Annotated in this window: 19 protein-coding genes; 13 read left to right on the top strand and 6 right to left on the bottom strand. The window is 42.9% G+C overall.

The genetic code is table 11. The features are described 5' to 3' along the window. Nucleotides 1–11 precede the first annotated feature (11 nt). The 3 genes from AAFJ72_RS21350 to AAFJ72_RS21340 all read left to right on the top strand — a co-directional run bounded on the left by AAFJ72_RS21350 (nucleotide 12) and on the right by AAFJ72_RS21340 (nucleotide 2,440). Nucleotides 12–206 carry a hypothetical protein gene (locus AAFJ72_RS21350; protein WP_432775651.1) on the top strand — a complete coding sequence of 65 codons (195 nt, stop codon included), beginning with the start codon at nucleotides 12–14 and terminating at the stop codon, nucleotides 204–206. A gap of 94 nt (nucleotides 207–300) precedes the next feature. Next, a complete protein-coding gene (locus AAFJ72_RS21345) occupies nucleotides 301–1,356 on the top strand; it encodes a hypothetical protein (protein ID WP_432775650.1) in 1,056 nt (351 codons plus the stop codon). Between the two features lie 82 nt (nucleotides 1,357–1,438). Further along, nucleotides 1,439–2,440, top strand: a complete 1,002-nt coding sequence (locus AAFJ72_RS21340; protein WP_432775649.1) for a hypothetical protein — start codon at nucleotides 1,439–1,441, stop codon at nucleotides 2,438–2,440. Nucleotides 2,441–2,678: 238 nt separating this feature from the next. Here the strand turns inward: AAFJ72_RS21340 and radC are convergent, their stop codons facing one another. The 6 genes from radC to AAFJ72_RS21310 form a co-directional block, all read right to left on the bottom strand. Then, entirely contained in the window at nucleotides 2,679–3,281 is a 603-nt protein-coding gene (gene radC / locus AAFJ72_RS21335; RefSeq protein WP_432775648.1) for a RadC family protein, read from the bottom strand. Nucleotides 3,282–3,392: 111 nt separating this feature from the next. Further along, nucleotides 3,393–3,572 (bottom strand): hypothetical protein, encoded by a 180-nt coding sequence (locus AAFJ72_RS21330; protein ID WP_432775647.1) that lies wholly within the window; start codon nucleotides 3,570–3,572, stop codon nucleotides 3,393–3,395. A 67-nt stretch (nucleotides 3,573–3,639) separates the two neighbouring features. Continuing rightward, nucleotides 3,640–3,819 (bottom strand): hypothetical protein, encoded by a 180-nt coding sequence (locus AAFJ72_RS21325; protein WP_432775646.1) that lies wholly within the window; start codon nucleotides 3,817–3,819, stop codon nucleotides 3,640–3,642. A gap of 66 nt (nucleotides 3,820–3,885) precedes the next feature. Next, entirely contained in the window at nucleotides 3,886–4,110 is a 225-nt protein-coding gene (locus tag AAFJ72_RS21320) for a hypothetical protein (protein ID WP_432775645.1), read from the bottom strand. 345 nt (nucleotides 4,111–4,455) lie between these two features. Then, a complete protein-coding gene (locus AAFJ72_RS21315) occupies nucleotides 4,456–4,950 on the bottom strand; it encodes an antirestriction protein ArdA (protein ID WP_432775644.1) in 495 nt (164 codons plus the stop codon). Between the two features lie 308 nt (nucleotides 4,951–5,258). Continuing rightward, entirely contained in the window at nucleotides 5,259–5,624 is a 366-nt protein-coding gene (locus AAFJ72_RS21310; RefSeq protein WP_432775643.1) for a helix-turn-helix domain-containing protein, read from the bottom strand. Between the two features lie 150 nt (nucleotides 5,625–5,774). Between AAFJ72_RS21310 and AAFJ72_RS21305 the strand changes: the two genes are divergently transcribed. From AAFJ72_RS21305 to AAFJ72_RS21260, 10 genes are all read left to right on the top strand, one after another. Continuing rightward, entirely contained in the window at nucleotides 5,775–7,064 is a 1,290-nt protein-coding gene (locus tag AAFJ72_RS21305) for a flagellin (protein WP_432775642.1), read from the top strand. A 27-nt stretch (nucleotides 7,065–7,091) separates the two neighbouring features. Next, nucleotides 7,092–7,766, top strand: a complete 675-nt coding sequence (locus AAFJ72_RS21300; RefSeq protein WP_432775641.1) for a zinc ribbon domain-containing protein — start codon at nucleotides 7,092–7,094, stop codon at nucleotides 7,764–7,766. Between the two features lie 54 nt (nucleotides 7,767–7,820). Beyond that, nucleotides 7,821–9,143: a hypothetical protein gene (locus AAFJ72_RS21295; RefSeq protein ID WP_432775640.1), complete on the top strand. Its 1,323-nt coding sequence runs from the start codon at nucleotides 7,821–7,823 to the stop codon at nucleotides 9,141–9,143. Then, on the top strand, nucleotides 9,140–9,991 hold the full coding sequence (locus AAFJ72_RS21290; protein ID WP_432775639.1) for a hypothetical protein: 852 nt from the start codon (nucleotides 9,140–9,142) through the stop codon (nucleotides 9,989–9,991). The genes AAFJ72_RS21295 and AAFJ72_RS21290 overlap by 4 nt, the downstream gene beginning before the upstream one ends. Before the next feature lie 644 nt (nucleotides 9,992–10,635). Further along, complete coding sequence (locus AAFJ72_RS21285) at nucleotides 10,636–13,878, top strand: helicase-related protein (protein ID WP_432775638.1); 3,243 nt, start codon at nucleotides 10,636–10,638, stop codon at nucleotides 13,876–13,878. 11 nt (nucleotides 13,879–13,889) lie between these two features. Further along, on the top strand, nucleotides 13,890–14,546 hold the full coding sequence (locus tag AAFJ72_RS21280; protein ID WP_432775637.1) for a DUF4391 domain-containing protein: 657 nt from the start codon (nucleotides 13,890–13,892) through the stop codon (nucleotides 14,544–14,546). A 16-nt stretch (nucleotides 14,547–14,562) separates the two neighbouring features. After that, complete coding sequence (locus AAFJ72_RS21275) at nucleotides 14,563–16,434, top strand: site-specific DNA-methyltransferase (protein WP_432775636.1); 1,872 nt, start codon at nucleotides 14,563–14,565, stop codon at nucleotides 16,432–16,434. 14 nt (nucleotides 16,435–16,448) lie between these two features. Next, a complete protein-coding gene (locus tag AAFJ72_RS21270) occupies nucleotides 16,449–19,499 on the top strand; it encodes a type III restriction-modification system endonuclease (RefSeq protein WP_432775635.1) in 3,051 nt (1,016 codons plus the stop codon). 70 nt (nucleotides 19,500–19,569) lie between these two features. Next, nucleotides 19,570–20,040: a hypothetical protein gene (locus AAFJ72_RS21265; RefSeq protein WP_432775634.1), complete on the top strand. Its 471-nt coding sequence runs from the start codon at nucleotides 19,570–19,572 to the stop codon at nucleotides 20,038–20,040. Further along, the gene (locus AAFJ72_RS21260) at nucleotides 20,037–21,269 is read left to right on the top strand and encodes a hypothetical protein (protein WP_432775633.1); all 1,233 of its coding nucleotides are present in this window, start codon (nucleotides 20,037–20,039) and stop codon (nucleotides 21,267–21,269) included. Before AAFJ72_RS21265 ends, AAFJ72_RS21260 begins: the two co-directional genes overlap by 4 nt. The last annotated feature ends 191 nt before the right edge of the window (nucleotides 21,270–21,460 follow it).

Genomic DNA, 21,460 nt, shown 5'->3' with positions numbered 1-21,460 from the left:
GGTGTCTGATCGTGGTCAAGAGTCCCTATATATTCATCTGTCGGGAGACGGCGTTCATTCCAAGTGATATCTACCCACATGAAGTAGTTCAAGAGAAACGTCGAGCAGAACAACAGTTTCTTTCCAAGCTGGCGAAAATCCTGGACGATTATTTGAAAAATAATAGAGATCCTCCAGATTGTAATGACGCTGAAACGCAAGAATGACAACATGTCCATAACCATAATCAATTTGAAATGCATCATAACAACTAATAGGTCAGAAATCGTTCGTGACTACGTACATAAGGAGGTCAAAACGATGATTGATACTGTGAAATTCGACATACCACTAAAACTTACAGAAGCACAAATTGAGCAAGTGCCTTGGACGGAAATCAAAAAGACGATGCGGAGGAAAATGGTCAGATGCGAGTTGTTCAATACACAAGATGATACTCAGCCTCGCATCGTATACTCCTACAAGGAAGATGACTTGAATCGTGCATGGCTTAAAGTAGAACTGTCTGTGCCTCGCTTTCTGCATGGTAGCAACGTCTATGAGTTGAAACAAGCCGAAGTAGAGCCGACGCTCAGGAAGTTGCGTCGCTACGTTGCAAAGATGTTGCTGATTCCACTCTCACAAGTACCGCATTTTGAAGAGTGGGAAGTCGAGAAACTGCACATCTGCAAGAACTTCAATGTGGGCCCTCATTTACAAGATTACCTGAAAATGTTGTCCACCATTCAAAAGCCCGGTGGGTACAAGACGGTTCCTTACAGGGCCGCCGAGAGCAACAGACTGGAGTCCGTTGTTTATCAGCGGAAGTCAAAGAAAAACAAAAGCATTTACAAATTCTACGATAAACGGGCTGAGGTTGAGCAGAAAGCAAACTACCCCGGCAAGAACCAGCACCAAAAGGATGCCGAAGGGATTTTACGCTTTGAGATTGAGCTCACCTACGAAGAGATGAGAAAACAGAGCCCCAAAAGACTTGCAAAAGACCTGCTGAATCCGAAGTTCGCAGTCAAGGTGCTTCAAGAAGGGCTCGACTCGTTAGGTGTGACCAAGCCGATCAAGCAGTCATCATTAAACCAAATGATTGAGACCATCAATTCGCAGCGACTCAACGTCAGGAAAAAGAACATGTTGATTGCATTTCTTTACGAACTGCATATGAACGGCAAGAGCTACTGCAAACAGAAATATTGCCATACAACCTATTACGAGAATTACAACCAACTGAAGGAAATTCTCGGGATGAGCGAGATTCATTTCTCTGATGTTGATCTTCCGCCGCTCAAAGTCCATAAAGATTCATTCAAAAACAAAAAAAGCCGTTTTTCCAGCGAGCACGCCGGTAAAACGACTAAATAAAATGCCTAATGAAATTATACCATTACACTTAAAAAGAGAACAGCCAAAAACCATAATCAAGATACATAGGGAGGTATTCCTGTTGATACAGTTTATCGAATTCCGAATGCCACTCATAATGTCCGATAGCTCTGTTCTACGTCTTGAAAATAAGCAAACTCGTCGTTGTGTGTCTGTAGAGCTTTTGCCAAGCCGCACAGAAAAGCATTATAAAATTGCCAAAGTTCAGGTCGATGTTCCCTCACTGCTCATGTATGGAGATTATGACGAGAATGTGGGTATCGGAGACATCCCTTCTTTCTTAGAAAAAATATGTTCAGTGATTGCTAATCAGGTCGGTATATCAAGAGATTGTTTGCATCACCTGCCCTCCTGCAAAGTCGACAAGCTCACGATCGGCAAGAATGTATTCCTTGGGAATCGGGATTTTTATCGCGAAGACATTCCTCCAGCGGAATGTATCTTGTATAACGCCCCGAACAAATGGGTGTATCATGTCGGACCAAAAGCTACCTTCCTGACGGAATTCCGTGGTCAGGGGAAGAAAGTCATGCGGCCAAGTGATGCTTTTGCAGGGTGCGATTATACGAAGTCCATTTCCATTCCCGAGGGCATCATGAGTTACCGGTTTGATCTCACACAAGAGCAGATGACTCGAATCAGTAGACATCATCTGCTGACTCAACTGCTTGATGAACCAAAACTTCATGAAGTGCTTATGGAATGGTCGAACAAACTGCCAAAGTTACCGGTCTTTGATTCTTCAGACCAGGTCATACGATGCATCAAAGGTTCTCACGCCCCAATCCATACTAAGCATCGGCTGATAAGATTTCTCCGTTTATTGCTGGATTGCGGCTACAAAAAATGCAAACGATACTATTCAAAAGCATCGTTTTACCGACATTACTCCGATCTAAAAAAGCTGTTGAGGATACCTGCCATCATTTTGGCTGAATATAATGACGATGACGTGATGTTTCTTCAACCTTACCAAACATGGCAAGCAGAAAGCCGTCAAGGCCGAGGCGAAGCCGAGCTTGTGGAAGCCTTGACGAGCGTCTCTATTCACCAACACTATTGAATGGTCTCAGCGTTAGCTGGGGCTCGCTCACCGGCGAGGTGACGGGATGCAAGGGCGGTAGTCCTTGCGGGCCCCTCAGGGGCGGTGGGGTGGTCTTCTGTAACGGTAGGGGCCGCGAGCGTTAGCGAGCGGCCCATCTTCTGATATACAGGTTGAACTGTCTGTTGATTCAGATTGCATACACGCAAACGTGATATCGCCGATCTAAATTGACCGACAATACCGTGTTGTGTAAACATTACATCAGACCGTGCTCTTTCATACTGTAGTACTGATCGCCGCCAATAATGACATGATCCAGCACCTCAATGCCGATGATGTTACCTCCCTCTACAAGACGTTGTGTTATCTGAACGTCGTCGGTAGAGGGGCTTGGATTACCGCTCGGATGATTGTGTGCCACAATGATAGAAGCACTACTCCGTTTGATACTTGATCGGAATACTTCGCGGGGATGAACGATTAAAGCGTTTAAACTGCCAATCGAAATAGTTTCCCTCGCAATGACACCGTTCTTTGTGTTGAGAAAAAGCACAACAAAATGCTCGCATTGCAAATACCGCATTTCAGGAATTAGTAGTTTGGCAACGTCACGGGGGCTTCTGATGATATACGGCGATTCCGCTGGAACATTCAACTTTCTCGCCAGTTCAAGGGCGGCCAGGATTTGTTTTGCCCGTACTTTGCCGATGCCTTTAATCTGCATCAATTCTTGCTCCGTGACCGACATCAGATCGGCAATCGACGAGAAGCGGGTAAAGAGTTCTTCTACAATGTAAGAGCCGGGTCGCTCAGCAAGCGTTTGTGCAAACAGTTTTTTGATCGTATCGTAATGATTCATCGATTATACCTCCTGAATATGCAAAGGGGAGGAACCGCTTTGGCTCCTCCTCTTGCGTGATATGAGAAAATTGGGATAAGATGAAACTGAGATTTTCTTTTAGTCGCTCCTTTAACGGGCGGCTTTTTCTTTTTCAATCTGATCAATCTCCAACTGGATGAGCACGAGCTCTACCAGCACACGGGCGTACTGCATTCCTTCCCATGTGTTGAGCGGGGCATCCTTGTCCAGCAAACGTCGGGTTAGCATCAGCTGTCTTTTTCTTTCCTTCAGAAATCTCAGGCGATCCATTTTGTTTCACCTCCTTTCACGTGATGTGTTTTCTTGCATCAGGATCAGCATCTAATTATCCCGGCCTTCAATCCTGACTGGTGGTTTTCTGCACACAAAAAGTGATCAAGAGGGTGATTGTTGCTTCTTTAAGTGCGACAATGGCATACGTACCTTCATCGATCTGTACGCTGTAGATGAACCCCTTCTCCTCGCAGAAACCGAGGTATTCCTTTTGGCTGTTGCATTTAAATGCCTGATAATTCACGACCTTTCACTCCCTCTAATGGCATAAAAATAGCCCTTCTGCCATGAATCAGTGCAGAAGAGCCACTCAGTTCCGTTGACTTCTCTTTTTCACATACCGCTGTAACTGCTTTGGATAGTGCTTTTCAAAGTAGCGAATGACGAATCTGGTTGCCACATCCCTCTCAATCTTCCAGAAGCGGATGACGTATGCGTGCAAGACGTGACCGGCCATTCGAATGTCTCCGTTCAGAGCCAACCGATTTAACAGCACTACAAGGTCATCAGACAGATTCATTTTGTTCTGTTGCATTCGTTACAACTCCTTTCTTCCAATTTTCTCGTTCAAGCGACCGCAGGACGTTGATCATGTCCATTTGAATTTGCAGTCTTCTGATCAAGTCCCGAACCTGTTGTAGTCTGTGTGCGTTCCTTAGATGATTGGTGTCTGAGTTCCTCAACAATCTCTCCCAGACCAACAAATCGGCCTGTTTCAATTCCAGCGTTTTCAACAAATCCCTCATAGTCATCTCACCCCCTTTCATCGTCCCGGCACTCTCACAACCGGTCATTTTCACTGTCTAGCAACACCAAATAACCCGCTTTGATTCAAGCAGGTACCATTACCAAAAAACTATTGCAGATGAACCATCGTAGATTACGAGTGCGGGCGGACGGCAACTCTAAAACCGTAATGCATGTACCACCCGTCCATCTTCAAATCCCTAGCGATTTTTTCATAATCAATGTAGTAACTTAGTGACGAAGGAACGGAACCGAAGCAACCCTCATCGACCATCTCCGCTGCGACATCACATAAGTTGTCCACGTCAAAGTACGCACTATAGTCGCCGCTCTCTAACAGCCGCACAACCTCTTCCACGTTGTCCACGCATTCACAAAGAGCGATAACAACCCTTCTGTCATAGCGAGTCAAAACGTCGGCGGCTTTATTGATCATAAACACATTGTCATACTCGTTGATGGAGAAAGGTGCTTCGTAATCATGGATGGCGTATTCCTCATCCTCGCCCAGAATTTGCTTTAACCGTTTCTCCAATTCTTCACTACTCAGCGGTAGTGTCAGCCACTCACCAATTAATTTTCCTTCGTTGTACTTTGCCAGATTGGCAACATAGATTTTAACCTCCATACAGACTCCCTCCGATTAAAAAAAATAAATTTGTTCACCACACTTCATCCGGGCTTTCATTCAAATCAACACTGCCTGATCATCCAGATTCACCTCCTCTCAGTGTAGGAAGCCTCTCACCTTCCCTGTTCGCTGTGATGCTCAGCAGAGCGACAAAAACAAAAAAAGGACTGCGATCTACCGATAAATCTGTAGATCACAGTCCTTATAGAACCCGGTGGGGCATGAAACGGCAGGCGGGGGTACTTCAAATGTGCAGAGTGGTACTTCGGGGAAATCTGTCTATTTTTTTGCCCTTTAAGGCGATTTTACGATTGGTTTCGGTGAGTACCGATTGAGGTTGCTATATCTTTCGCAATTCTGTGAATCAGTTTTACTTCATCCATGCTCAGATTAATCAGCAAGCTTCTGTGTGCTTCTATGAGCATCCGTTTATCCAAAAGTTCGGTTTCAATATCCGTTTTGTGAAACTGGAACAGTTCGACAGGTGTAATCTCCAGTGCATTGATAATCTTCTCCAACGTGGCGAGAGAAATATTCCGGTCACCACGTTCAATGCCACCAATGTATGAATAATGAATGTCTGACTTTTCTGCCAAGGCTTCTTGAGTCAGCCCCTTTTCCTTCCTCAATGAACGAATTCTTTCCCCGATCAACTTTAAGAAATCTGACAATGATACCACCTCTACACAAGCGTAGGTGAGTATCGTTTATATCTGTCAGTAGTACAAACTAGAAAAAAATTATATAATTTTGCATAAAGATAAAATTGGTTGTCCTTGGTAACGATATAATAGATAGGTGTTTTTGTAGAGGTGAGATGGATGAGGATACAACATAACCTTTCAGCGATAAACTCGCTCAACAAGCTGAATCGGAATAATAGAAAAACTGCCACATCAATTGAAAAACTATCCTCGGGACTCCGCATAAACAAAGCGGCAGATGACGCTGCAGGTCTGTCCATTTCACAAAGAATGAGAGCACGAATCAGAGGTTTGGAACAGGCTGAGCGGAATATACAAGACGGCATTTCTCTCGTACAAACGGCTGAATCGGGCCTCGCCGAGATACAGAATCCGAATCTTCAGAGATTACGAGAGCTTGCCTTGCAAGCGGCAAACGGGACGTTAACTTTGGACGACAGACTACGCATTCAGGAAGAAATCGATCAAATCAAGAACACCATCAATGACATCGCAAACAACACCCACTTCAACGGCATCCATTTACTCAACGTGTCAGATACTCCACCATCGGGACTTACCGTTGTCAATTTGGCCAATGCGGTCAGCATTACCATCTTTGAACAATCCGGGATCAACACTATATATGAAAAAACTTTTTCCATCGCCGATCTGGTGAATGGCGTTTACTGGTCTACCCCGGCCCCGCCTCCACAGTCGAGTGAGTCTTATCATTTTTCGGTTGATCTTGCCACCAACACGTTTAAGACACGAGCGGAGACATGGGGATTTGGCAACAATATCACCGCAGTCAGGGTAAACGGACTCACTGGATATCTGGAGACAGAGGTTTACGCAACGAAACTCGTTTCCTACTCCGGTACCCCCTATGTCGGAGTGTCGCCAGAGAACATTCTCGGGAATGACCTGTCCGACTCGCCCAACTTCTCGGATGGGGGCGGGATATGGACTGAAATCGTTGTCCAATTTGAAGCAATGATTGACCCCAACTCCACCACATTACCCAGCCAATCCGGTGACGTGATCTTACAGGTTGGCCCCGATGCCGGTGATACATACAAGATCAAGTTAACGGATGCCCGCACGACAGCACTTGGCATCGATGATATTGCGGTTGATCCGCCCGAGAAAGCGGTGGAAGCGATTGGCAAGATTGACGACGCAATCAATAAAGTGTCCGCAAAACGATCAAAGTTTGGCTCCTATCAAAACGCATTGGAGCACATCCATAACAACGCCTCGAACTACAGGGTCAATCTTGCGGCGGCGGAATCGAGAATTACAGATGCGGACATGGCCAAGGAAATGATGGAACTTACGAAGAGCCAAATTCTATCACAAGCATCGCAGGCCATGCTGGCACAAGCAATCCATACCCCGGAAACAGTCATAACCCTGCTTCGATAGTTTATGTAAGAAAGGACGGGCTTTCCTTTGCAACAATTTGTGAGATCCATCAATACCTCCGACGCCTTCAAGATGAAGCTGGAGCAACTGGAACGAGAGTACAGGATTAAACTGGAGAGCATCAACAACGATATCCGGTTAAAAGAGCAGGAAATGGATCGTTACCGAAGTGTGGGCATCGGTGGAGAATTGGGCGGAGGCTTTTTGCTCCTGCTTAGCTGGGTAGGATTCATCATCGGATCACTGGCTGCCTTGATCGGAATCATGATGGCTACCGAAGATTCCAGAAGTGATGTTTTGCTCTTTGGAATGATCTTTTGCGTATTAGGTGTATTTTGTATCATCCTGGGTGCAATTTTTCGCAAAAAAGGGCTTTCTATTCGCAGAACTGCACAGGAAAAGCAGAAGGAAGCGGCAAAGCACTGTGAAGAGATTGAATCTGAACTTGCCAAACTGCGTGAGGAATTGAAACACTTGGAGGATTACTTCCAAGCCGAGATGTCCCACCAACGTCAGCTATACGAACGCCATATGCTTAATCAGCAAGAACTGATCGAACAGGAAGTATCGGCGATTCAACAGCATTCGGTATCTGCGGCAGACACGAAAGAATGCCCGAAATGTGCCGAGCTTGTGAAGGCAAGGGCAAAGATTTGCCGTTTTTGCGGCCATGAATTCAAATGTATAAGCAACTGTCGCTGAGGGAGTTACTGTAACTCCCGTCATTTGTTTGATGACCAGTTCTGGAGGGATTCGATGGAGTCACATTACTTCTGTAAGAAATGCAACGAATATCACGAGATCGAAAGCCGCATTGGCATGAAACATCTGCCATACAACCTTTCCAAAAATGATCTGACTACCTTCATCAATGTCGCTACGACCATCCCAACATACGAAGTTGTTACCAAGGGAATACCGCATGTCTTTGAAGGGACACATGATTTCGTCCGGGAAGTAAAAATAGCGGAACTGCTTCAGCAAAAATTCCCGAACATGGAAGCCTACAAGACGGTTGACGGCATGAAGGATTGGCTGGTTGATCGTTTGAACGGGAGTGATCAATCTGCGGCGAATGCGTTGAACCGCCTGCAAGGGGATATCGCGGGCGAAGTGGACTTCGTTCGTCAAATGCAAGGCGATCTGCGAAGTCTGTTCACGAAAACGGATTTTGTGCGGAATGTCGATGGAAGAGTTACCAGTAACAATCCCGGCATTGATGTCGTGGAGATGAATCGTCTGACCGGCGATGTCATTAATGAATATCAGGTCAAGACGTTGCGTTCGGCAGAAACCATCGACCAGACATTGAAAGAGTTTTTGCACAACGACCATTACCGCCCCGACATTACACTTGTCGGCCCGCAAGAATTGATCGACCGGGCCAAGGAGATGGGATTGCCGAATCCGACGAAGGTGATGGGCACTCTCGACAGCAACGCAGCCTCGGCGGAAGCGTTGAAAGAGAAGATTCTGAGCGGGGATTTGTCTGTAGGATTTACTCCTGTTGATGTTACGGAAAAACTTCTCGGAGGTGCTGCCATCGGAGCCGCAATCTCCGTTACGGTATCGGGACTCGTCCAGTTCATTCAGTACAAAAACGGGCAAATCTCATGGGAGCAACTGAAGGAGCGGATAGGGAAAGACGCGTTGAAAGGGAGTATCGCTGGAGGCGTTCTGGCCGGATTGACGTTGTTCATTCCGGGCGGGCTTATCGGACACGGTATTGGTTTCGTGGCCGGGATTACGCTTCGCAGACTGCTTGACAACGCCTTTGGAGAAGGCACATTCGGAGAAGTTTTGAAGACGGCGAACTCGGTGAAAGCCAACGTGGAGTTGTTGCATCATGGATCAATCTACATCGCCAAGCTGTCCGAAGTGAACGCCGATGTTCTGGAGCGGGCCGTCTCCATCATCAACGATATGGAAGAAGATCGTTGGAAAGCGGATGAGAAATACTCAAAACTGGAGCGACAACATGGTACCATGATGCGAATCGATTACAATCAAGCCGCTGATGACATTCTGGATCGGTGCGACGAGATGCGGCTTCATTTGCTAGGAGGTAAACGTAAATGAATACTATACACCCCCACTCCGCTTCCATCCGTCAACCGCAAGTATCCGCAACCGCCGAAACGGAAGCTCCTGAGCACTCAACAGAAACGAATCCGATTCGTGTAGAATACATCAAACGTAGAGATGCATTTTATCAAGCCAAGAGCGAGTTTGACTTTGCGGTGAAATCCGGTAATAGTGCGGCTGTACGTGCGGCCAGTACCAAGTTTCAGAAAGCTGAACGAGACTTGTATGCAATGCAAGGTGATATGAGTATTCGCCATCACATCGCTGATTTCTTCCATCAAACACCCGACGTAGTATCTACACCCGGACATAATACAGTGAAGGACGTAAAACCTACTCTCCCAACACAACAGCAGGTGAATGCGGCGGTCAACCAGAACCCACGTATGATTGATCCAACGCAAGTGAGGACTATTGTACGTAATTCCCTTAATCAACTACTCTCCATTGAACATAGGATTGACAAGATGGAGAATCAAGGGTTCCTTGGACGTTTATGGGGCGGATTGACCGGCTCCAATCAGCGAGAGATGCTGGCTTTAATGCGTGACCTGACATACGCCCAACAGACAACCATAAGACTCGTACTGACGCTGGCAATGTATCACGCTCAGAACGTAGCTGTGATGGATGAAATACTCGAGGAATTGGACAAGGCTAAGAGTGTGCATACTCGTACAGCGTCACATATTGAGTTTCTATACGATCAAGTGGTACTCATCAAGGAAATGCGGAATAGGCCACCAGCGTCGAACAAGTTGATGAAGGGTATTTTAATAGGAGGCGTCTTTACCGTAACGGTTATCGGTGTGCTAGTCTACTTCGTTCTGGAATTTTTTTAGTTTTCGAGACATTTTCATGTGCCAAAATCGAAAATTTACGAATATATTGTTCACTTTACATATGAAGGGATGAAAATTTTTACTTGGAATCCTTGCGGTTAGGTGTTTTTTCAGAATATATGCGGTTTGATTCGAGGTGCAGATGGAGTAAACGATAAAAAATCGAACCTTTCGCCCAATTGCCGACATGGATAAATATTATGAGTGGAAGAATTTTATGTAATTTCTCTAATGATAAACTAACTTGGCTTGATTTTGTCACTCCTTTCCCTTAAGAGTATTGTATGGTGAGGTAAATATCCTGTATTTGGGATTTAATATAGTATCTGAGAAGATAATTGGGGGACTTCCTGGTTCGGCTCTTTTATTGTTACATTACAATTTTGGGGAAATGACGATATATGAATAATGTCACTAGTAAAACACTTCATATATCCTTTTATACAAATGGCTTATTCTATGATTTCTTGGATTTAACTTGAAATGTTGTTAGGAAGCAAGCTGAAATGATTTAGTTCTCTTAAAACAATTCCCAATTAAATAAAACAAATGGGAGGAAGGTTATACAAGTAAAAGGTATGTCCGGAATATGTGTCGAAAGTAGTAGGATCATAGGAACTGTGTTGTAAACCAGAGGTGAATCCATGGAAGTCATCAATAACATTAATGAACTGCTTGGCGATGATTTGAAGCGTTCACTCCGCAAGGGAACGAAAATATCAATTGCTGCTTCCTGTTTCTCCATTTATGCATATGAGGCATTAATGAAGGAATTAAGCCAGGTAGAGGAAGTGCAATTCATTTTCACTTCTCCTACCTTTATAGCCGATAGCTTTAAGAAAGAAAAGCGTGAATTTTTTATCCCTAAGCGGAATCGTGAAAAGAGTTTGTACGGAACTGAGTTTGAAATTCGGCTGAAAAATGAGCTGACGCTTAAGGCGATTGCAAAAGAATGCGGGGACTGGATTAGGAAGAAAGTTACCTTCAAGTCGAATCGTACAACTGGTGCTATGCAGGGAATGATTAATCTACAGACATCAGATGAATCCACGACATATATGCCCATTGATGGTTTCACGACTGTCGATCTTGGATATGAGAAAGGAAACGCTCTCTCCAAGATGGTAAACAAGTTTACCGAAGCCCCTATAACGAAGATGTATGTCGATTTATTTGATCAGCTCTGGAAAGATAAAAGCAAGCTTGAAGACGTCACCGATCAAGTTGCGGAATATATTTCATCGGTGTACAAAGAAAACGCTCCGGAGTTCATCTATTATATCATTCTTTATAACATTTTTAATGAGTTTCTGTCCGATATGACGGAAGACATAATACCGAATGAAGCAACAGGCTTCAAAGAAACCGAGATTTGGAAACGGCTATTTCATTTCCAGAAAGATGCCGTACTTGGGGCTATTAACAAACTGGAGAAATACAACGGTTGTATATTGGCAGATAGTGTTGGTTTAGGTAAAACGTTCTCCGCTCTTGCCGTCATCAAATACTATGAGTTACGGAATAAATCGGTGTTGGTGCTCTGCCCCAAGAAGCTGGGAGACAATTGGCTTACATACAAGCAAAATGTGACCAACAATATCCTGTATAAAGATCGGTTTCGATACGATGTCTTATACCATACAGACATTTCGCGGGAAGGGGGCAAATCGAATGACATTCCGCTTGACCGTCTGAATTGGGGAAACTATGATCTTCTCGTAATCGATGAGTCACACAACTTCCGCAATAACGAGGCGAAAAAGGACAAAGAAACCAGATACCAGAAGCTAATGCGGAAAGTAATTAAAAGCGGTGTGAAAACCAAAGTACTCATGCTGTCGGCAACCCCCGTCAACAACCGGTTTATGGATCTTCGCAATCAGTTGGCATTGGCGTATGAAGGCAATGCGGAGGAAATCAACAAGAAGCTGGGGACGGAGCGGGGAATTAATGACATTTTCAAAAGGGCACAGTCTGCTTTTAATCAATGGTCAAAGTTGCCCGCAACTGAACGGACGACAGAGACTCTTCTTAGCATGTTGGATTTTGATTTCTTTGAGTTGCTTGATAGTCTTACCATCGCCAGGTCGAGAAAACATATTCAAAAATACTACAGTGCTGAAGAGATTGGCGATTTCCCCAAGCGTTTGCCGCCGATATCCAAATTTTGCGATCTGACCGATAGAGCGGATGTAATTGGATACAACGAAATTTTTATGGAATTGTCCCGGATCAATCTCGGCGTCTACGCCCCATTCAAGTACATCCTTCCGAGCCGGTTACGTTTCTATGAGGAGTTGTACGATACAAGCGTAAGAGGTGGAAGCGGGAACTTTAAGCAGATGGATCGTGAAGGCAGTCTGCAACTCTTGATGCGAATCAATCTGTTGAAACGATTGGAAAGTTCGGTGGAATCATTCCGGATTACTCTCTCCAAAATCATTGATAAACTGGAACACACACTTCAGCAAATTGAACATTTTGAACAAAACGGCGGGTCGAATACAGTCGGATTTACTGAGATCGAGGATGCCAATCTGGACGATGATGACTGGCTGGATGATGAATTCAGCATTGGGGACACAATTAAAATTAACTTGTCGGACATGGACATTCTTAGGTGGAAAGAAGATTTGACGCATGACCGAGACATTCTGCTCGGATTGCTCGGCGAAATGCGAAAAGTGACCCCTGAACATGACGTGAAATTGAACACGTTGAAGCAGTTGATTGACGATAAGATCAGGAATCCAATTAATCCGGGTAATCGCAAGGTGATCATCTTCAGTGCTTTCACGGATACCGCGGCGTATTTGTATTCGCACTTATCTGAGTACATGAAGGCAAAGCATAACATCGATACAGCGAAAATTGTGGGCAGCGATGAGAATAAGAACACGGCCGGATTAAGAAACGATATCAGCACATTGTTGACATGTTTTTCACCGCGGTCCAAGGAAAAGCACTTAACAATGCCGGATGTGAAAGGTGAAATCGATCTTCTCATTGCATCGGATTGCATTTCCGAAGGACAAAACCTGCAAGATTGCGATTATCTCATTAATTACGACATTCACTGGAACCCGGTGCGTATCATTCAGCGATTCGGACGCATTGACCGGATCGGATCGAAAAATAAAGAAATTCAATTGGTTAATTTCTGGCCTAACATGACATTGGATGAATACATTCAGTTGAAAGAGCGAGTCGAAAATCGCATGGTGATCATGGATATGACAGCAACCGGCGACGATAACGTGTTGTACAATCAATCCAGTGATTTGGAATATCGCAAGCAGCAACTGCATCGATTGCAAAAAGAAGTCGTTGATCTGGACGACATGAATACTGGAGTATCCATCACCGATTTAGGGCTCAATGATTTTCGCATGGATCTTGTAAATTATGTGAAAGAGCATGGCGAACTCGATACTGTTCCAAGCGGTCTGCACACCGTTGTACCGGCTGATGTTGAAAAAGGAATTTATCCGGGAGTCATCTTTGTGCTTCGAAACATCAACGAGGAACTGAATCCGGACAAACAAAATCGGCTTCATCCCTTTTATCTGGTGTATATGGGTGAGGACGGAGAAGTGATTACGAATCACTTGAATGTCAAAAAGACGCTGGATTTTCTCAGGGCTCTATGCAAAGGAAAATCCGAACCGATTATGGAAGCTTGCCGTAGCTTCAATCAAGAGACGAAAGATGGCAGGAAGATGGGCAAGTATTCGTTGTTATTGGAAGAGACGATTCGTTCCATTGTCGAAGTGAAGGAAGAAAGCGATCTGGACAGCTTGTTCAGCAGTGGAGGGACAACGGCTTTAATCGATTCGATCAAAGGGTTGGAAGACTTCGAGCTCATCACATTTGTCGTGATTCGGTAGGTGAAGTGACAATGTTTGGACTACCAGCAAGCACGCTAGTAAACCGAAAAATTCCGAAGAACAAATTTTATGAGAAATTGCATGTCGATCATCAGTTGAAAGAATGGTTTACCGGGCAAGTGGAATCGATCGTATGGAAACACAAGCTATCAAAAGAAACCATACGCTTGGAACCCAAAGATGAGGTTGAGGAAATCCAGATATTTGAGGTTCATTTGAAGCAGAAGTCCTATAAACCTGAATTATTGCGGAGCATAGACAAGGCGATTCCTTACCCGATTCTGTTCGTGTTGATCTATAATGATCAAGGAAAGCTCGCCGTAGCTTACAAAGAGCGGAATCAAACCGATGATAATAAAGCGGTAGTACATTCTTATCATGAATCTGAATGGCAACCAATTTCGGAATTGAAGTTTGAACTGCTTCAAGGATTGGATTTGAAGTCTGTCTATGAGAATATCATACGCAAGCTGATGACAGTCAAGACGAAGCCGGAAGAGGATTTGACCGCAGCACTTGAACGGCAGCAACAAATCGATAGATTAACCCAAGAATGCGGTCGGTTGGAGTCAAAAATCCGAAGCGAGAGACAGTTTAACCGCAAAGTCGAACTGAATATGGAGCTGCAACGAAAACGAAAAGAGCTGAATAAACTTCTTGAAAGTTAACCGTGGAGGTTTAAGAATGAAACAACTAACGATGAAATCGGTTGATTTGACACAAAAGAATATCGATAAAATCGCAGAATTATTCCCGAACGTGATAACAGAGGCAAGAGATGAAAATGGCAAACTGATTCGTGCCATTGATTTTGACCTGTTAAAGCAGGAATTGTCCGATGTACTGGTGGAAGGGGAGAAAGAACGGTATCAGCTCACATGGCCTGGTAAGAAACAGGCGATCCTTAACGCGAACACGCCTATTGATAAGACATTGCGTCCGGTAAAGGAAGACAGCGTTGACTGGGATAGCACACAAAACCTATATATTGAAGGAGATAACCTTGAAGTGTTGAAACTTCTTCAAGAATCGTACTTGAATAAAATTAAGTGCATATATATTGATCCTCCTTATAATACAGGAAATGACTTTATTTATAAGGATGATTTTAGGTCGCCACAAATAGAGTACCTTGAGGACTCAGGGCAAGTAGATGAGGATAAGAATCGTCTTATCACAAACCCAGTTACAAATGGTCGATTCCACAGCGACTGGTTAACAATGATTTATTCGAGATTAAAGATTGCGAGAAATTTACTGAGCGATGATGGGATCATTTTTATTAGCATTGATGATAGTGAAATAGATAATTTAAGAAAAGTGTGTGATGAAATATTCGGACAGGATAATTTTGTTACCCAATTAATTTGGAAGAAAAAGTATGGCGGGGGAGCAAAGACCAAGTATTATGTAGAGCTACATGAATACATAATTTGTTATGCTAAGAATAAAGAAACAATATCAAACATTGAAATTCCTTATAATGAGGATTTAATAAAGAAATATTACAAGTATAAGGATGAAAAGTTTGAAACCCGAGGACCGTATAGATTACAGCCATTAGCCACAAATAGCAATGATGAACGTCCGAACTTACGGTACCCTATTATTTATAATGGGATAGAAATTTGGCCTGAGAAACAATGGCAATGGTCAAGGGAACGGACTGAAACAGCTTTATTGAATAATGAACTTGTCTTCAATGAACATAATGGCAGAATTAGTGTTAATTTTAAACAGTATTTGAAAGATGAATCTGGGGAGATGAGAACTACCAAACCTTTTACAATCATAGAAGGTGTCTATACCCAGCATGGGACGAATGAAATTTCAGAAATCTTTGGTGATGGAAAGATCTTTCCATTTCCAAAGCCATCTAGTTTAATAAAAGAACTTATCTTACCATTCGTAAAAGAAAATGACATAGTATTAGATTTTTTCTCTGGGTCTGGATCAACTGCCCATGCTGTTATGCAACATAATGTAGATAGGGAAGATAATATAAGATTCATTCTTATTCAACTACAGGAAGAAACGCCTGAAGGCTCTGAAGCATACAAAGCTGGATACAAAAACATTTGCGAAATCGGGAAAGAACGTATCCGCCGGGCTGCGAAGAAGATCAAAGAAGAAACGGGTGCTGACATCGATTACGGCTTCCGGGTATTTCGTGTGGATTCTTCTAACATGAAGGATGTCTACTACACACCGGATAACCTTAAACAGGGCGATTTGTTTGATCTCACATCTAATATCAAAGAAGACCGCACTGGCGAAGATTTGCTCATACAAGTCATGCTGGAACTCGGCCTTGAGCTCTCATTACCTATGGAAACCAAGCAAATGGAAGGGAAGACGGTTCATTACGTTGCCGGCAATTCCTTAATTGCATGTTTTGATGACAACGTGCCGGAATCCGTCATTAAACAAATTGCAGCGGAACAACCGCTTCGGGTTGTATTCCGTGACAGCTCCTTTGAAGACGATTCTGCACGAATTAATGTGGAAGAATTGTTCAAAATGCTCTCTCCGGGCACAGAAATTCAAGTGCTGTAAGGTGGTGAGCTTAATTGAAGATCAAATTCAAACATCAACAGTTTCAGTTGGACGCCGTAAAAAGTATTGTAGATTGCTTTGATGGACAACCGAATGAGTTGTCCAGATTTACGCTTGACAGGGGAAGAAGGCAAAAGCCGGAACAAATGGCCATTGATGATCTAGCTAATGCCGAACAGGCAAACATTGGATTCAAGAACAACGCCATTAAATTGATTGATCATGAAATCTTGAAAAACATTCAAACGGTACAACGGAAGAATGGTCTGAAAATATCCGAAAAGCTTGAAGGCAAATACAACCTGACCGTGGAAATGGAAACAGGTACAGGGAAAACATACACCTACATTCGCACCATGTTCGAGCTTTACCAAAAGTACGGATGGAGTAAGTATATTATTGTGGTTCCTTCCATTGCCATTCGGGAGGGGGTGCTCAAAACATTTCAGATCACGGAAGATCATTTCATGTCTGAGTATGGTACAAAGGCACGATACTTTGTTTACAACTCGAAACAACTGCATCATATCGAAAAGTTTGCCAGCGACGCAGGTATAAATGTGATGATTATTAACTCACAAGCGTTTAACGCTAGAGGGAAAGATGCAAGACGAATCTATATGGAATTGGACGACTTCAACAGTCGCAAACCGATTGACGTTCTGGCGAGCACCAACCCGATCCTGATCATTGACGAACCGCAATCCGTTGAAGGCAAGCAGACGAAAGAATCCCTTAAGGCCTTCAATCCGTTGTTTACATTGCGTTATTCGGCGACGCATCGTGAGGATTACAATAAGGTGTACCGGCTCGATGCACTGGATGCTTACAATAAAAAACTGGTGAAAAAGATCAGTGTGAAGGGTATTTCAGCCAAAGGAACAAGCGGTACGGAAAGCTATTTGTATTTGGAAGGCATTGATGTAAGCACGAAGCATGCTCCTGTGGCTCGGCTGGAATTCGAAGTGAAGACAAAAACGGGTCTTACCAGGAAAACGCAAAAAATCAGACAAAACGATGATCTGTACCAATTGTCCGGTGAGCTTGAGCAGTACAAAGGCTACAAAGTGTCCGAAATTAACGGACAAAACAACAGTATCAGCTTTATGAACGGCGTAACCTTATACGCTGGTGACGTTCAGGGGGATGTAGGAGAGCTGCATTTCCGCCGTATTCAGATTCGGGAAACGATTAAGTCGCATTTCGAGAAAGAACGTGAGTTGTTCCATCAAGGGATTAAAGTGCTTTCGCTCTTTTTTATCGATGAAGTAGCGAAATATAGGCAGTATGACAAGGATGGTTCGGAACGAAACGGTGTTTATGTGGATATGTTCGAGGAAGAATACACAGCATTGCTCAATGAGCAAATATCGCTGTTTGCCGATGATCCGTATATTCAATATTTGAACCGGATTCAGGTGAAAGAAACGCATAAAGGATACTTCTCGATTGACAAGAAAAGCAACCGGTATGTAGACCCGAAAGTGTCAGCCAGAGAAACCGATTCGGATGATGTCGATGCATATGACCTGATTATGCGGGATAAAGAGCGATTGCTTAGTTTCGCGGAACCGACTCGGTTTATCTTCTCCCACTCTGCTCTTAAGGAAGGTTGGGATAATCCGAATGTGTTCCAAATTTGCACCCTGAAACACAGCGACTCCACCATAAAGAAACGTCAAGAAGTTGGGCGAGGACTGCGGCTTTGTGTCAATCAGAACGGTGAACGTATGGATTCAAGCGTACCAGGTATCGACGTGCATAAGATTAATGTGCTGACCGTTATCGCCAGCGAGTCCTACGAACAATTTGCAAAGCAACTTCAAAATGAAATCGCCGAAACGCTGTCTGATCGTCCACGCAAGGCGGATCGCGACTTCTTCTTGGACAAAGTGTTGACGAATGCCCGCGGCGAGCAGTTGAAATTAGAAGATACACTGGCGAGCAGGTTGTTGTACTCGTTTATTAAAAATGACTATGTGGATGATCAGTACAATTTAACGGATGTATATTTTAACGCTGTGGAAAACCAAGGTCTCAAACTTCCTGAAGAATTGGCTGACTTTCAGGAACCGTTGATCGAATTGGTCAAATCAATTTATGTAGAAGAAAAATCCAATTTGGCAGATAATGAACGAAATCGCAACATAGCCTCCATTACAGTCAATAACAATTTTTATAAAAAAGAATTTCAGGAGCTTTGGAACCGAATTAATCGCAAGTCTGTGTACACCGTCAAATTCGACTCCGAGGAACTTGTGAAGAAATGTATATGGGCCTTGGACAATCACTTACAAGTGCCTGCTATTCGATATGCAATAAAGCATGGCGAAATGAATCGAATTGAGTCCCAAGAACAGTTAAAATCAGGGGAAGCTTTTCAGACGCGTGAAACAAAAACAGAGCTCGTGGAAGTTAAACCGGATTTCCGGATTAAGTACGATTTGGTTGGCAAGTTGATGGATGAGACACGGCTGACAAGAAAGACGATTGTGGGCATTTTAACGGGCATCAAAGAAGCCACATTCCTTCAATTCCGCAAAAACCCGGAAGAATTCATGATTCGTGCCGCCAAGCTGATCAATGAGCAGAAAGCGACGACGATAATTGAATCCATAACGTATGATGTCCTGAATGACACATTCGAAGCCGATGTATTTACGAAAAATACTTTGTCCGGACAATTGGGACAAAATGCGATTCCGGTTGAGAAGCACATTTACGACTATGTTGTGACGGATTCAAAGATCGAGCGTGCTTTTGCCAAGGAACTTGATGTCAGTAATGAAGTTCGTGTATACGCCAAATTGCCGCGTGGATTTTTTATTCCGACGCCGATGGGCAACTACAATCCAGACTGGGCGATTGTATTCAAAGAAGGCGAAGTCAAACACATTTACTTCATCGCGGAAACAAAAGGCTCCATGGAATCCATGGAACTTCGGGAAGTTGAAAAAGCTAAGATCGAATGTGCTCGGAAACATTTTGCTAAGCTGAATACAGGCCAGTTAAAGTACGATGTGGTTAACAGTTATGAGAAACTGCTAGAAATAGTGAAATCATGATATTTCATAGAATTAGACTCCACTGACATTGTCTTTGGGGTCTAATTTTTATATATAATGGTGGATTATCTTGGAAGGGATTAGTACAATAGAACTAATAAGTGGTACCGGGGGAGTTTTTGTGTCCAACAAGATCGATAAAATTCTCAAATATTTTGAATTCAAACACCCTAATGTTCATATTAATGTTTATAGAAGCTCCAAGGATCCCGAGGTAGGTAGAATGTTAAGATTTTTTAATGCTGAAGGATCAGCAGCACTTAATTTGGATACCGGAGAAGTTGATATTCAAATAAACGACGAAACCTTTAGAAAGTCTGTTATATATGAGGAACTTGCTCATGCATTACAGTATCATAGAGATGGGAATGTGGAAGTAAACTCATTAGATTATTATAAGAGAGAAATAGAAGTGGCACAATGCATGTTAGATAAGGTTGCTAGAGGTCGCTTACGATTAAAAGAAGATGAAATTGTCCAAACTGAGAATAATTTAAGAGTTTATCAAGAAGCTGTAGTAAATCTGGGGGGAGTCGTATGAGTGATAACCGAATAGCTGGTTATATAGAAACTCCAATGAGAATATCCCCGGGAGAGTACGTGGTTACAGGAAGCTGGATTGCATCCACATTGAGTTGTGGTAAAGACTACATTATTAGACATTACCGAAATGAGATGCTTATCGGAACCTGGAAGATAAACTCGGTTATTAATTTTTTTACTAAAAAAGGTCCGAAAATAGGACTAAGAGTGGAATCGGATAATCAATTTGCATATTTTGAGGTAGGTGATCTTTTAGTTGATCAAGGGTTTGATATTGATTTTTACACCATTTCAGTTGAACATCATTTGAACGAAGGTAGTATTGTCGGTGATATTCTTGGATATGAAAGTACAAAAGCGATCATATATTCAGGAATTAGTGGAATTACATTAGCTGTGATTTCACAAGAGAAAGTTCAATTAAAAAATATAGTTGAGATCAAAAGTATAAGAGGAGTTACTAGGGTTCAGGTATTGGGAAAACAAGGGGTTGTTGATGAAGAAAACCCACTTGAGGTGCGAATTGATTCTAAACCCAAAATACTATTAACTGATTTTTTGAACACGGTAAATCCAATTAGGGCGTTTATTGTGGGCATTTCAAAAGATTTCAATAATAATTATAGTCTCAAAGGGAAGTTTAAGTCTCCGCTTTATGAACCGGCAGTTGAGTTAAAGGCAGGAAGTATTCGTTTATTATTAGCTCCAAATAATGAAGGTCAGTTAGAAATGTTTGACTCACCGTCTGGGCTTCCATATGTATTACTGTACAAAATTCTTGCATCTGCAAATAGGGATGATGTTCAATCAGTAATTCAAATAATTAGTGGAAATTTTATAAACGTCCAAAAGCACATGCATAACTTACTCTCAATTATAAGGCCCTACTATAAAAAGGGCTTATTAGAGGTATCTCTTAGAGGCTATGAAACAATAAGGATAAATGAAAACACATATCGCACTGTAAAAAAAGCGATGAGTTTATTATCATCGAGGGAGATTGAGATTACAGGACAGATTTACGCTATCGATACTAAACGAAAATGGTTTAGAATCACAGATAATGATACCGATGTTGATTGGAAGATTATTTATAATCATCGCTCAGAAACAGAATTTGATCTAAACATTTTGACTAAAGGGTCTATTAGAGTATATGCATCAACCTTCTCGCCCATCGAAGCAAAGAGAGGGATTGCTGAATATATTAACCACGAATTCATCTAACTAATAAGGAGAGGCTAAACGCCCCTCCTTTTAGTTTACCATATCAATAGATACGGTGAACCGTATCATAAGTGACGGCAACGGTTTTTGCAAGATTATTTTTGATTATGAGGCCAAATTATGTACAAAAGGTAGAATGTTAATGTGATACAATAATTGAAAAACCTGTATTAGAAATTCATTTGACAGCT

It is taken from the genome of Brevibacillus gelatini, from assembly GCF_050920745.1.
GTDB lineage: Bacteria > Bacillota > Bacilli > Brevibacillales > Brevibacillaceae > Brevibacillus > Brevibacillus gelatini.
Note: the sequence above shows the minus strand (reverse complement) of the source record. Positions and strands in the feature narration are given on the sequence as shown.

Coding starts and splice junctions, on each gene's coding strand:
- AAFJ72_RS21305 (WP_432775642.1), top strand. CDS start 5,775: ATGAGGATACAACATAACCTTTCAGCGATAAACTCGCTCAACAAGCTG.
- AAFJ72_RS21330 (WP_432775647.1), bottom strand. CDS start 3,572: ATGGATCGCCTGAGATTTCTGAAGGAAAGAAAAAGACAGCTGATGCTA.
- AAFJ72_RS21260 (WP_432775633.1), top strand. CDS start 20,037: ATGAGTGATAACCGAATAGCTGGTTATATAGAAACTCCAATGAGAATA.
- AAFJ72_RS21285 (WP_432775638.1), top strand. CDS start 10,636: ATGGAAGTCATCAATAACATTAATGAACTGCTTGGCGATGATTTGAAG.
- AAFJ72_RS21315 (WP_432775644.1), bottom strand. CDS start 4,950: ATGGAGGTTAAAATCTATGTTGCCAATCTGGCAAAGTACAACGAAGGA.
- AAFJ72_RS21320 (WP_432775645.1), bottom strand. CDS start 4,110: ATGCAACAGAACAAAATGAATCTGTCTGATGACCTTGTAGTGCTGTTA.
- AAFJ72_RS21275 (WP_432775636.1), top strand. CDS start 14,563: ATGAAACAACTAACGATGAAATCGGTTGATTTGACACAAAAGAATATC.
- AAFJ72_RS21295 (WP_432775640.1), top strand. CDS start 7,821: ATGGAGTCACATTACTTCTGTAAGAAATGCAACGAATATCACGAGATC.
- radC (WP_432775648.1), bottom strand. CDS start 3,281: ATGAATCATTACGATACGATCAAAAAACTGTTTGCACAAACGCTTGCT.
- AAFJ72_RS21280 (WP_432775637.1), top strand. CDS start 13,890: ATGTTTGGACTACCAGCAAGCACGCTAGTAAACCGAAAAATTCCGAAG.
- AAFJ72_RS21345 (WP_432775650.1), top strand. CDS start 301: ATGATTGATACTGTGAAATTCGACATACCACTAAAACTTACAGAAGCA.
- AAFJ72_RS21290 (WP_432775639.1), top strand. CDS start 9,140: ATGAATACTATACACCCCCACTCCGCTTCCATCCGTCAACCGCAAGTA.